12 protein-coding genes are annotated in these 12,765 nt (G+C 64.8%); 4 read left to right on the forward strand and 8 right to left on the reverse strand.

The window, feature by feature from the left end; all coding sequences use genetic code 11:
- The first annotated feature begins 41 nt into the window (after window positions 1-41).
- Both AWC03_RS07825 and AWC03_RS07835 read left to right on the forward strand, forming a co-directional pair.
- Window positions 42-470 (forward strand): MarR family winged helix-turn-helix transcriptional regulator, encoded by a 429-nt coding sequence (locus AWC03_RS07825; RefSeq protein WP_085239980.1) that lies wholly within the window; start codon window positions 42-44, stop codon window positions 468-470.
- Between the two features lie 444 nt (window positions 471-914).
- Complete coding sequence (locus AWC03_RS07835; protein WP_085239938.1) at window positions 915-1,655, forward strand: SDR family oxidoreductase; 741 nt, start codon at window positions 915-917, stop codon at window positions 1,653-1,655.
- A gap of 141 nt (window positions 1,656-1,796) precedes the next feature.
- Here the strand turns inward: AWC03_RS07835 and AWC03_RS07840 are convergent, their stop codons facing one another.
- The 6 genes from AWC03_RS07840 to AWC03_RS28290 all read right to left on the reverse strand — a co-directional run bounded on the left by AWC03_RS07840 (window position 1,797) and on the right by AWC03_RS28290 (window position 8,372).
- Window positions 1,797-2,042: a hypothetical protein gene (locus AWC03_RS07840; protein WP_085239939.1), complete on the reverse strand. Its 246-nt coding sequence runs from the start codon at window positions 2,040-2,042 to the stop codon at window positions 1,797-1,799.
- A 385-nt stretch (window positions 2,043-2,427) separates the two neighbouring features.
- The gene (locus tag AWC03_RS07845; RefSeq protein ID WP_085239981.1) at window positions 2,428-2,658 is read right to left on the reverse strand and encodes a DUF167 domain-containing protein; all 231 of its coding nucleotides are present in this window, start codon (window positions 2,656-2,658) and stop codon (window positions 2,428-2,430) included.
- Window positions 2,659-2,773: 115 nt separating this feature from the next.
- Complete coding sequence (locus tag AWC03_RS07850) at window positions 2,774-4,207, reverse strand: sensor domain-containing phosphodiesterase (RefSeq protein ID WP_142278341.1); 1,434 nt, start codon at window positions 4,205-4,207, stop codon at window positions 2,774-2,776.
- 42 nt (window positions 4,208-4,249) lie between these two features.
- Window positions 4,250-6,529 (reverse strand): putative bifunctional diguanylate cyclase/phosphodiesterase, encoded by a 2,280-nt coding sequence (locus AWC03_RS07855; RefSeq protein ID WP_085239941.1) that lies wholly within the window; start codon window positions 6,527-6,529, stop codon window positions 4,250-4,252.
- A 195-nt stretch (window positions 6,530-6,724) separates the two neighbouring features.
- Window positions 6,725-7,186: a PE/PPE C-terminal domain-containing protein gene (locus AWC03_RS28285; protein WP_085239942.1), complete on the reverse strand. Its 462-nt coding sequence runs from the start codon at window positions 7,184-7,186 to the stop codon at window positions 6,725-6,727.
- A complete protein-coding gene (locus tag AWC03_RS28290; RefSeq protein ID WP_142278342.1) occupies window positions 7,122-8,372 on the reverse strand; it encodes a PPE family protein in 1,251 nt (416 codons plus the stop codon). The genes AWC03_RS28285 and AWC03_RS28290 overlap by 65 nt, the downstream gene beginning before the upstream one ends.
- A 142-nt stretch (window positions 8,373-8,514) precedes the next feature.
- On the opposite strand from AWC03_RS28290, the gene AWC03_RS07870 reads away from it, so the two are divergent.
- Window positions 8,515-9,153 carry a TetR/AcrR family transcriptional regulator gene (locus tag AWC03_RS07870; RefSeq protein WP_085239943.1) on the forward strand — a complete coding sequence of 213 codons (639 nt, stop codon included), beginning with the start codon at window positions 8,515-8,517 and terminating at the stop codon, window positions 9,151-9,153.
- 6 nt (window positions 9,154-9,159) lie between these two features.
- Here AWC03_RS07870 and AWC03_RS07875 read toward each other — a convergent pair whose 3' ends face one another.
- The gene (locus AWC03_RS07875; RefSeq protein ID WP_085239944.1) at window positions 9,160-10,245 is read right to left on the reverse strand and encodes a methyltransferase; all 1,086 of its coding nucleotides are present in this window, start codon (window positions 10,243-10,245) and stop codon (window positions 9,160-9,162) included.
- A 489-nt stretch (window positions 10,246-10,734) separates the two neighbouring features.
- Here AWC03_RS07875 and AWC03_RS27800 point away from each other — a divergent pair, with 489 nt between their 5' ends.
- Window positions 10,735-11,034: a hypothetical protein gene (locus AWC03_RS27800; RefSeq protein ID WP_085239945.1), complete on the forward strand. Its 300-nt coding sequence runs from the start codon at window positions 10,735-10,737 to the stop codon at window positions 11,032-11,034.
- Between the two features lie 21 nt (window positions 11,035-11,055).
- On the opposite strand, the gene AWC03_RS07885 is transcribed toward AWC03_RS27800, so the two are convergent.
- Entirely contained in the window at window positions 11,056-12,642 is a 1,587-nt protein-coding gene (locus tag AWC03_RS07885; protein WP_085239946.1) for a PPE family protein, read from the reverse strand.
- Window positions 12,643-12,765: the final 123 nt, after the last annotated feature.

Here is a 12,765-nt window from a genome sequence, read left to right on the forward strand (position 1 = left end):
GGTGGCTGACTCCACGACAGCAGCGCGCCTGGGTGGCCTACATGCGCGTGCAGCTCAGGATGAACTACGAGATGAACCGCCAGCTGCAGGCCGACTCTGGGTTGTCGTTGTCCGACTATGACGTGCTGGTCGCGCTCAGCGCCGACCGCGACGCGGCCATGCGCGTCAGCGATCTCGCAGCGCAGATCGGGTGGGAACGCAGTAGGTTGTCACACCAATTGCGGCGCATGGAGGGACGCGGCCTTACCAGACGGCGCCCCAGCGCCGAGGACGGACGCACCACGCTCGTATTAATCACTCCAAGTGGACGGCGGGCCCTTGCCGAGGCCGCTCCCGGCCATGTCGACCTCGTACGCAGCCTGTTTTTTGATCCCCTTCCTGAGAATCTGATCGCACCACTGACCGCCGCACTGGAGCACATTCACGTCAACCTCGATCACAACAGCTCGCTGCCACCCGCAACGAGGTAGCATTCGTTTTAGGTGATATCTCACCTAAAAATGGGAGTATCACGTGAGCGATGTCATTGCCCGTCTGATGGAAGCCAAACCTGCTGGACGTGTTCAACGAGCGTGACCCTCAGCGGCGCTCGGAGGCGATCGCGAGAACCTATGCGGCCAATGTGCAGTGGACCGACGACGAGGGCGTGATCAGCGGCCACGACGCACTTAACAGCAAGGCTTCTGAATTGCAAAAAACCCTGCACGGCCTGCGGTTCATTAAGGCCGGCGGGGTCCGCAAAACCCGTGGACCGGGTTTTCTGGCAGGCTGTGGCATCGGGCTTCGACGTGGCCGAGATATCCGACGAACTGATCCTTCGATTCTGGACGTTGTTGGACCCGACGGAATAGGTGATACGTCATCTGAGTTGCAGCCGAACAAGCGCATGGATCACTTAGGAATGGAGCCCGATCATGGGACAGCTCGACGGCAAAACTGCACTGGTCACCGGTGGGACATCGGGTATCGGTCTGGCTACCGCCAGGCGCTTCGCCGACGAAGGCGCCTACGTCTTTATCACCGGCCGCGACCGCGGACGTCTCGACGAGGCGGCCGCCTCGACCGGCGCCCACGCCGTGCAGAGCGATGTCAGTAAGCTAGACGAACTCGACGCACTGGCCGCTGAGATCTCTGCGCACGGCACGGGACTTGACGTGGTATTTGCCAATGCGGGTGGCGGCAACTTCGCCGCCCTCGTCGACGTGACCCCGGATCACTATCGCGACAACTTCGACCGCAACGTTGCCGGCACCGTATTCACCGTGCAGAAGACCTTGCCGTTGCTCAACGATGGCGCATCGATCATTCTCGCCGGGTCCACTGCGGCCTCGAAGGGCGAAGCCGCCTTCGGTCTCTACGCCGCGTCCAAAGCGGCCATCCGGTCCCTCGGCCGCACCTGGGCTGCGGAACTGGCCGACCGCAAGATCCGGGTCAACACCATCGTCCCCGGCCCGATCGAAACCCCCGGACTGACCGGCCTGGCACCCGCTGACCAGAAACAAGCTCTGCTCGACGGGATGGCGGCTCAGGTGCCGATGAAGCGGCTGGGACGTCCCGAGGAGATCGCGTCGGCGGTGTTGTTCTTGGCTTCGGACCAGAGCAGCTTTGTCACCGGTGCGGAACTCGCTGTGGACGGCGGACAGATCCAGCTCTGACTTCGACGACGGTCTGCATCTGCTGGGCGCAGCTTGTCTGCGGTTCCGCGGCATTTCTCAGACCACCCGGCCATGCCGGTAACTTGCGGTCTCTGAACGAATCCCCTCGTGCGGCCTCAAGGCGACGCGCCGTGTCCGCTGCTAGCCCATCGTCAAGATCGCGCCCGCGGCGACGCCGATCACCGCCACGAGGGCTACCAAAATCACCGTGATCGCCGCGCGGACGATCTCTTCTTCCGTGGCGCGCCAGCGCGGCTTCAATTCGGCGAGAACGGTGTCCCCTCGCCAGGCAATGCCGTTGACTCTGGCAACCGCCAAAGTGAAATCGTCGTGCGCGTGGGACGCGTCTTTCTCGATTGGCTCGTGCGCGGCGATTGCGGTGGTCATATCAGCCCCCCAGGCTTCCGGACGCCGATCGGCGTTAGTTGCGTCGAAAGCTTCCGACTTCTCGTCAATCCAATGATACGAGTGCGAAAATCACGATTGCGGTAACGATCCTTAACGGTCGCAGCACAGAGTCGTGCTCCGCGCCAACCATTCTCGGCTGACGGCGCCGCTGTCGAAGGGGCGACATTGATGCCGTAGGTCGGCCGACCCGGAACCGTACAGCTGAGCGGCATACCCTCCAACGAGCGAATCGACGTGGTGATGGTCTCGCACTGCGATGATGCGCATCAAAGCGATTGGCCAGGGCGGAAAAGCATTGGTCGCCAGACGGAATCGACACCGTCATATGGCGTGGCGGGCGACGGGCCCGGTCGCCCGACATCGATCAACGGCTCACCCGGAAACGTTTGAGCCGTGACGTCGTTCCGGATATCAATTCGACTCGGCTTCTTGGCAATTGAAGGTGGGCCGCCAGTAGCCGGGCGACAGCATCGTTGGCCTTGCCGTCAACCGCTGGCTCCCGAACGTAGATGGTCAGCTGACCATCCGGGCCGACCTCGACCAGGGGCCCCTTGCGACTGCCGGGTTTGACCGTAACGACGACGGACTCGTACATGCCGCGCAACGCTACCGGTCGGCGGGCATGGCTCCCCCGTCGAATCGCCCTGGCGCTCCCTGGCGGTGAATGTCGCCGAAGGCGGTGGTAGATCCCGACGCTGAGTCGGTCGAGTTCAATCGCGGCCGTCTCGGTATGGCCGAGCGCCTGATTGAGGTAGCCCCAGGTGAAAGCCTTGGCCGTATTCGATACCGAGACGAATCAGGGTCTGCAGCTGGCCGGGTGTCTCCACCGCTTCGGCCACCAATTTTGCGTGCAGCTCGGATGCCAGCGAGTTCAGTGCGGTCGCCAACGCACGCTTGACGGGATCGTGGTCGATTCCAGCGATCAACTCCCCGTCGATCTTGATCATGTCTGGATGTAACCGCAGCAGTTGGGCGAAGCTGGCATATCCGGCGCCCGCATCGTCGACTGCCACGCGTATCCCGCGATCACGCAGATGCCTCAGGCCCGGGCCGAGGTCATCGGGAAACGGTTCGTGCTCAGTGATTTCCACGACCAGCGCCCGGTCCTGGGCTGTAAGCACGTCTTGAATCGTCGGCTCGAGTGCGGCGCTCGGGCTCAGGTTGGCCGCGAGTGGGCAATCATCGGGGATGCCGCCGGCAGCGTTGAGGATGGTGGACAACGCGGCATGTTCTAATTCGATACCTCGGCCTAGACGCCGGGCAACGCTGAACCATTGCGTGGGGGTCAACTCCGACGATGCGGGAAAGCGGATCAACCCTTCGTAGGCAATCGTCGTACCGCTTGCCAGATGGACGATGGGTTGAAAGACCGCGCTGAGAGCGTCCGGCCACGCCAATGCTGCGTCCAGTCGATCTTGCAGCCTCTCGGTCTCCACTGCTTCGGGCAGCATCACCGAGGCGATGAATCGCGCCGTAAGGGCGCGTTGCCCGTGATCGTCGCTGTCGCTCATGACGTGGGTCAGCAGCGTGGACAGTTGGGACTGGGCGCCGATCACGGCGGAAACGAACTCACTGATATCGAGCATCGCGTCGACGTCTGTGTCAGTGAAGGCACCGGTGGCTGTCGCGGCCAGCAGCAGTGAACCGATGGCGTCGTCGTTGTACATCAGGGGAATCGCCGCCCACGACCGGGTGCCCCACTGTTTGTTCATCGCTCGAACACGTGCCGACAGCCGTCGGTCCACCCAGGCATCGTCAATCACCTTCGGGTGTTTTTCCCGCGCCGCGAGGCCCTGAAAACTGCTCCGTTTGGGAACCACGAATCCCGGTGTCGTCGCTAGCACGCCGTGTCCAGAGACGGTCACGTACGCGTTATCGGAGGCACGAAGTAGCGTGACGGCCGCCCCATCGGCTTTTTCCATAAACGCACAAGCCTGCTCAGCAATGCGTCCCATCAATGACACTGAGTCCATCGACGCGGCGAGTGCCTGAACCAGGCTGTCCACATTCACTCCCGTTCCGAGCGGCGTGTGCGGGTTGGGAGTTTTACGATACCGACCGTGCAACCCAACCCAGGCGATATTCAATGTCGGACCCAATGTCTGAAAGAGCGGGGTTGCCGCTGATACGCCCCGGTCGATCACGAAGTCTCCGAGGGGTCGGTGCCGTAGATGTTGTCCGGGTGGCTACTTGGCGGTAGAAGGTGTGGCGATATCGACGAGCTCGGACGCTGGCCCGAACAGGTGACCTTGTGCCAATGCGCATCCGGCTTTGAAAACCGTCTCGGCCTGCTCGGCTGTTTCTATGCCTTCGGCGATCACGTTGAGCCCCAGCGCCTCGCACAAGCCGATGACCGACCGGTACAAGGTCAGGTTTCGACCCGGCTCGACGCCCACTGCGAGGCCGCGGTCGAGCTTCACGATTTGCACGGGCAATTCGTGAAGGTAGGTCAGCGAGTTGTAGCCCGCGCCGAAGTCGTCCAAGGCCACCCTGATGCCCAATTCGGACAATCGTCTGATCGCGGCCGCGCCGTCGGCGAGGTCGACAACGGGAACCGTCTCGGTGATTTCCAGGACGAGCCGGCGCGGCGATAAGCGGTGTTTCGCCAGCGTGCGGCTGATGACATGTTCGAATTCAACGCTGCCAAGTCGCGCGGCACCGACATTGATGTGGAGGTCCAGACCGAGTCCCGCGGCCTGGATCTCCGCGCAGGCCAGATCGAGCACCATCGCATCGAGTTGTGCCCCCATGCCATTCGCTTCGGCCAGGGAGACGAATGTCTGGGGAGGAATCTGGATCCCGCTCGGTGTTGTCCACCGGGCAAGCGCCTCTACCGCGACCGGGGGGCCTTGTGGGAGGGACACCACGGGCTGATACTTCAGCCGAAAGCCCTCCGGAATGCGCCCTTTCGCGTGCCGGAGCGCCGTCGAAAAATCTTCCGACACGGTGAATGCCGGGTGGTAAACGACGGCGGTGTCCTTGCCCAGCCGCTTACCCGTGTACATCGAGATGTCGGCCTGCCTGAGCAGGTCGTCAGACGTCGGCGGGAGACCGTCACAATCGGGACTGACCAGGCCCATGCTGGCGCGCACCCGCACCGAACTCCCCTGCACCGAGAACGGGCTCCGTAACGCCACCCGTAGCGTGTCGGCGAAGATCTCGGGTGCCTCGACACCACCTGGGATCAGGATGGCGAACTCGTCTCCCCCGATGCGCGCCAGCGTGTCACCGGGGCGGAGGCAACGCCCTAGGCGCTCGCTGATCGCGCACAGCAGCTCGTCGCCGGCGGCGTGCCCGAATCGGTCATTGACCTCTTTGAAGTCGTCGATGTCGACGAAGATCAAGACGAACGGCCCCTCGCGTATCGCTTCGTCCAGCCGTTGCGCCAACAACAATCGATTCGGAAGTCCGGTCAATGCATCGTGTTGGGCCTGGTGTGCAAGTCGCCGCTTGGCCTCGACGAGCTGTTCGGTCAACATCCGCTGCACACGCATCGCCACCAGGTAGCGGGTCGCGACCAGCAGCGCCATCGCCAGATAAGTGCTGACGAAGATCGGGTCGACCATTCGGCCGATGAGCACGTGGAACGCGAGGAGAGCGGTGCTGCCCATGAAGCCCACGTAGGGCAGGGTCAGCTGCGCCCAGTTGGTGGGTTGCTCCATCTCGTCATGGGGTGGTCGGGGCCGCGGCGGCAGTTCAAGCAGGCTGCACGTGATCAAAACCGGAGCGATGACGAATCCGGTGCCGACCCACAGGTCCAGCGTCGTCACTCCGACGCTTCGGAGGTAGGCCAGCAGCCTGTCCGAGGAGGTGAGGGTAATCACCGCGGCTGCAAGCAGCATGTAGTTCGCCCGGCCCGGCCGATACGGCGGATACCACATCGCAACAAGAACTGCGGCCACCACCACGACGAGCTCGACAGCGGCGATGCCGTAGACGACTGCGGAATTCGTCGACCGCGGCAACGCGGCACCATCCATGGCGCCCAGGCGGGCGACGTACACCAAGTGGCAAAACGCCAGGGTCACCAGCAAGCCATCGAGGACGGTGGTGATGACCCCCGGCCAAATCCGTATCCATGTTCTGTCGTCGACATGGCTCCCGGCACGCACGAGAAGGACCATCGCGGTGCCGAACAACAGTCCGGCGAGGAAGTAGCCGATGACGGCGGATTGCGGCGCGGCTGCCCCGCGGTCCTCGGCGCGAGCCAGCCATGAAAGAAACTCGGCGGTCAAAAAGGTAGCGATCGCCACGAGGAGCGCTACCCGCCACCACCGCCACAGGCCGGTCACCCGGCGCGTGACGACAAGCCCAACGAGTAACGCGCCGAAACAGATCGTTGCTTCGAGGACAAACTGCACGCGTTGCGCCGTCGCTACTCCCCACAGCCCGAGCGCGTTGAACCCCGCCGCGGCGACGACGACCGCGGATAGCCCGCGACACAGGTGGCGACTCCCAAACGGCAACGCGCCCCCTCCAGCCCGCGGCGTTGACGCTCCATATCCTGACAGAACACTCCGGTGGCTGGACCGTTATCGCACGATTACTGCATGCGGTTGCAACCGCAAGACCACCCGTCCGGCGGTCCCCACCGACGGGACCCGCCCGACCCCGTGTAGTCCGGTAACGCGGCGGAATCGCAGACGTTGGGCGTGCAAGGCTTAATCCGGTTGCACACAAACAGGTTTCCGGTGCCGATCATCAGGCGAATCCCTCTCCCCTGAGTTATCGGGAGAAGTGCCATTTCCCGGCGCCGTCATCCGCGCAGTGAGCCAATCGCATCCGGTCACCATTGCCATCAGCGTCTGCTGGAAGGTGCGTCCCGGCAACCTCTCCGGAACGACCGGATCGGCGGCATCAATCGTGAAAGCCGATGCCCGCGTGGCTGATCCGAGCACCGAGGCGATCGGCGTCCAGGACGGGGGCACGGACAGCGACCCAAGCGAGATCGCCTGCCCTGCTCCCCCTGACGGCGCGCCGACACCGGACGAGGGGTGGAACTGCCAACCCACACGGGGGTTGGCAGGTTCGTCCATGCCGCGGCCTACCACGGCTTGCCTAGCCTGAGCCGGCAACTGCCAGGTCGGCACCGGCAACGGTTTGAACCCATTCCAACAGCCCATCCACGTTGAGTTGAGGCTGAATTGCTGCGGTACCCGCGAGGCCCGGCGACGCCAGGCCGACCGCTGCGGGCGCGCCTAATGCGCTCGACGAGCTAGGGATGGGCGTGACGGTGGCGACGGTGACGGTCCCGAAGACGTTGGTGATGGACGCGCCGGCGGGGCCGGCGATGGCGGTGGCGGTGTTTGCAAAGGTCTGGATGGCGACCTGTTCAGTGCCGACGACTGGGAGTGTGGCGGAGCCGTTGACGAGGCTGACCAGAACCTCCTGGAACGATCCGGGGGCAAGGACGATGGGACTCGAGCCGGCGGTGACGTCGACGCCCTGGGGGATCAAAACGCCGCCTTCGGAGCAGTCGATGATCGTATGAACTGTGCTGCCGGGGTTGACGATAACGGTGCCGAAGCTGATGAGGTTGGTGCCGGGGCCGGTGATCGTGATCGAGCCGCTGTTGACGTACATCCCGGTATTGGCCCCGACGCTGATGGTGTCTCCCGGGGCGACGGTGACAGTTTGGCCCGGGGCGACGGGCCCGACGGTGTCGGCCGTGGTGGAGCTGAAGGTGTGCATCGTCGCGTGGGTCGAGGCCACCTGATGTGTCGCGCCGGTGGCGTTGCCGGCGGCCTGTACCACCGTCTGGGCCTGGGTGCCCTGCCCTGCCGGGTTGGTCGTCTGCGGCGGCTCGTCGAACGGGGCCAAGGTGCTCGCCGTCTGGGCGGCAGCGGCATAGCCATACATCGCCGTGGCGTCTTGCACCCACATCTCCATGTACTGGGCTTCAGTCGCCGCGATCGCCGGGGCGTTCTGCCCGAAGAAATTGGTCGCGACCAATACCATCAACTGCGTCCGGTTGGCCGCGATGACCGGCGGGGGCACCGTCATCGCGAACGCCGCCTCATAGGCTGCCGCCGCCGCGTAGGCCTGTGCGGCGGTCTGCGCGGCTTGACCGGCGCCGCTGGACAGCCACTCCACATAGGGCGTGGCCGCGGCCGTCATCAGCACCGACGAGGGGCCGGACCATGCCTGGCCGGTCAGCCCGGCCAGCTCGGCCGCGTAGCCGCTGGCGGTGGCCTCCAATTGGGCGGCCAACGCGTCCCAGCCCGCCGCAGCCGCCAGCATCGGCCCCGCCCCGGGTCCGGCGTACATCAGCCCGGAGTTGACCTCCGGAGGCAGCGACGCGAAGTCCATTTCGTCAGTCCTCTCCGCGGACGGCGGCGGCCGATTCAAGAGCCATCCGGGACTTTTTTCAACGCCCATAGAATAACTCCACCGGCAGCGTACAGCCGACGCGGCAGCTTTTCAATGGAGATTGAAATGATATGGTTCGCCCATGTCGTCACCTGGGGAGATCGTGAAGCGTCGCGGTAGACGCCAAGGCGAACCGGTATCGCGCGACGCGGTCCTGCGCGCGGCGAAGCGGCAGTTCGCTATGCATGGCTATGACAAGACGACGCTGCGGGTGATCGCCGACGACGCGCGAGTAGACCCGTCGATGGTCCTCTATCTCTTCGGCTCGAAGGCGGCATTGTTTCGCGAGTCGATGAAGTTGGTGCTGCCCTCCGACCTGCTGACGACTGAGCTCACCCGAATGGACGACGACTTGGGCTGCCGCGTGGTGCGGGCCTACCTTGGTCTCTGGGAGCAACCCGATACGGCCGCGAGCATGGCGTCGATGGTGCAGTCCGCGACGACGAACAGCGATGCCAACGATGCGTTTCGCGGTTTCCTGCACGATTATCTGTTCACGGCGGTGTCGAGCACTCTGGGCGGCGGCGAAGAAGCGCGACTGCGCGCGATGCTGGCCGCGACCAACCTTGTCGGCACTGCGATGCTGCGGTACATCATGCGCGTGCCGCCTCTGTCGACGCTCGGGGTCGACGAGGTGGTGGGGCTGGTGGGGCCTGCGGTGCACCGGTTCTTGACCGTCCCGGCCGAGGACCTGGGGCTGGATCTGTCGTCGCCGAAGTAGCCGCGACTACACCGCGGACGCTTCGACGATGCTGAGCGGCGATACGGTGTCCACGACGCGGTCCAACCGGAAACCGGCTTGGCTGAACAGCCGACCATATTCGTCCGCGGTGCGTTCGCGCGCGCCGGCGACGACCAGCATTTCGATGTCCACCCACTTGCCGTGGAAGTCGCGGTCGTGGTCGGGAATGACGAACTCGCAGAGCAACAGTCGCGCGCCGGAACGGGCCGCGGTGCGGACATTTTTCAGGATGCGCACCGCGACTTCGTCGGGCCAGTCGTGGATGACGTTCTTGAGCACATACGCGTCGCCGCCCTCCGGCACGGATTCGAAAAACGAACCCTCTTCGATTCGGACGCGGTCGTCGACCCCGTACTTGCGAAGTAATTCAGGGGCGTCCGCCACGACCTTCGGAAGATCGAACAGCACGCCGCGCGAATTCCGAGCCGTCTTCAGGATCGCCGCCAACAGCCGACCGTGTCCCCCGCCGACATCGACGATCGTGCCGAACGAACCGAAATCGTAGGCCGCGGTCAGGGGCGCGGTCGCAAACTCAGACAAATTGGTCATGGCCGAGTTGAAGATCTCCCCCAGCTCCACTTCGTCACTCAGGTACTCAAAAACCGATTTGCCGCGAAGCTCTGGGAGCACCGGATTCCCGGTTCGGATCGCGTCGGTCAGGTGGCTCCAGTGTTCGCGATGCTGAGGCGATCCAACCCACCGCGCCATCCCGGCCATCGAGATGGGCGCGTCGGTGCGCAGGGTCTCCGCGAGGGGCGTGAGTGCGTAACGCCCGTCGCCGCGCCGACGGAAAATCCCGATGCCGATCAGGGCGCGCATGAGCCGCCTCAGGGCGTCGGGGTCCGCACCGAGTCGGTTCGCCAGCTGCTCGCCGGACAGCGGGCCATCCGCCAGAGCATCCGCCACGCCGAGATCCGCAGCAGACGTGATCGCTTGAGCCACCCACGCATTCAGGATCAACTCCATCATCACCGCCGCAGGCGGAGCGAAGCGTTGGCGCAACCGCACCAGGCGGTGGCGGACCCGTTCAACCGCTCGCGCGACCTTGACCGGCGGAAGCTTGGACGTCAAGTGACTACCCTCCTCGTTCGCATTCACCACGATGGACGCGCCTCGCGGCTGCGCTCTTGGAACTATGCCCGCAAACACGCACCTATTTCAATAGCTATTGAAATAGGTGCCCGTTCCGTCTACAGTTCGGACGGGGGCCGGATGAACGGAGTCGTCATGTCACGCCTAGCCACAAAGGTCGTCGTTGCCGTGATCCTCGCGTTGACTGCCGTAACGGCAAGCGGATGCGTTCCCACGGCGAGCTTGGGATCACCCCTCGGCGTCGCGGCGGGGTAGCGCGCGCCGCGCCGAACGGCCTAGCGGCACTTCGTAAGGCCTCCCCTTCCCTCTGGCGCCAACTGCCACAGCGCGGTCATGTCGTGCCCGGTCATCCCCGGGCAGATGGACTGGCCATTGTCTGGCGTGTTGCGTGAGTACGGGGCTACAGTGGGGCTTTCGGTCGCACCAGTAGCGCGCGAATCAACTTCGGTACGGGCGGTGATGACAACAATGACCGGCACAGTGCACAGCGAGCATCTTCAGCACGACCACGAACATGGCGCGGGATGTGGTCACGTCGCGGTCCCGCATGGTGACCACGTCGACTACGTCCACGACGGTCATGTTCACCGGCAGCATGAGAGCCATTACGACGAATGTGAGCCGGCCGGCCACACGGTGCATGAACACCACGATCATCGGCACGGCGACGGGTGTGGCCACGTCGCGATCCCCCATGGGGATCACGTCGACTACGTGCATGACGGCTGTCGGCACGCCGCACACGAGGGACATTACGACGAGCACTGACGCGTAAGCGTCAACGGGAGCTCAGCGTTCGTTGTCCTGCGCGGTTCCGCCGTCCGCCGCGGCCCACGTGCCCGGGACCATCGGCATGCTGGGCCCGCCCCCGAGTTGATCGTCCACGAGGGTCGTCAGTCCCGCCGCGGCACTGGGTTCGTTGCGCGCGATTCCGGCGAATCCCAGATCTCCGGCGCCGTGTTCTGACGCCCTGGTCGACGGTCCATCCCAATCGGGATCGACGTCGACGTTCATGTCCATGAACTCGTCGCCATGGCCGCGCTGCCGGGCCTGCTGGCGCCGACGCACCCGTCCACCCTTCCGCGCGGCCGACGTCGCGGTGGCTGTGGCGGAATCAGGCTCTGCGGCATACCTTTTCGCGCCAGCGGCAGCGCTTGTGCGCATTGCCGAGCCAAACCCGATACCGGGTGGCGCAATGGCATACGGCGGCATGAACGGCGCAGTGCCCGGGGCCGGCGGCGTGGGCAGAGCCGGGCTGACTACCGTGCTGGCCGTCGGGCCGGGCACCGGCGCGGATGCCGGCGCGGGGACCGCCGTGGACGCGGCGATCGGGGCGGTGCCGAGTACTGCCGTCGGGCTGGGTGCGGCCGCAGTGGTTGGGGCTGGCGGCGCTGCGACGGGCGTGGGCGGGGGCGCCAGCCCGGCCAGTCCCACAAATCCGGTCAGCGCTCCGAGGGGAGCCACCGCGACAAGCATCGGCACCAACAGCACCTGCGGCTGGGCCGGGAGCCAGCTGGCGAGCTGCGCCAGGTGAGTCGGCCAGTCGAACAGGACAAGGTTGGTGATGAATTCGAACGCCGCCGCCGGGTTCTCCTGCAACAACGCACCAAACTGTTGAAAGTCCGAGAAGAGTTCGAGCGTTCGAACTACCCACCAAAGCAAGTCCCCCGGATTGGTGTAGGCCTCATATGGAAGCCCGTTGAGCGTCCCCTCGACCGGATCCCAGTCCAGCCCGAATAGGCGGAGGATCTGGGCGACGAACTGATTGAGTGGGCTATCGAACCCGTGCTCATGACCGTGGTGATCGTCGTCTTCGTCGTGGGCCGCGGTAGCGTCGGAGTTCAGGATTGGCGGCGCCGGGTCGGCCCGCGGCGTGGCCGCCACTGCCGCCGCGGAGACGGCTTCATACGTCGTCATCGTGCTGGCCGCCTGCACCCACATCCGCACGTAGTCGGCTTCGTTGACCGCGATCGGAATCGTGTTGATGCCAAAGAAATTCGTTGCCACCAGGGCGCCATGGACGGCGTGGTTGGCGCCTATTTCCGGCAGCGTCGGCATCGCCGCCAACGCGGCGGTGTAGGCCGTTCCCGCGGTGTCGAGCTGTGCGGCGGCCGCAGCGCTGTGCGCGCTGGCCTGGGCCAACCAGGCCAGATACGGGGCATGCGCCGCCGTATAGGACTCCGCGCTCGGCCCCTCCCATGCGCCGGACTGTGTGGATGCCAGGACGGCGCTGAGTTCTTCTGCGGCCGAGGCATATTCGCCGCTCATAGCGCTCCACGCTGCGGCCGCCGTGAACAGTGACGCCGGCCCGGGGCCGCTGCTGAGCAACGTCGAGTGCGCCTCCGGCGGGAAAGCCATCCAGATGGGTGCGGACATCAGCGGAAGCCCGCGCCGCGCGGCCTCGGCAATGGCAGAGATGTGGCGACCAACGTCATCACGGCAACTCCTGGACTGAACGAGTCGAACAAGTCGCAGGAACGGTAATTGAAAGTGATTATC

This window comes from Mycobacterium europaeum (assembly GCF_002102155.1).
Taxonomy (GTDB): Bacteria; Actinomycetota; Actinomycetes; order Mycobacteriales; family Mycobacteriaceae; genus Mycobacterium; species Mycobacterium europaeum.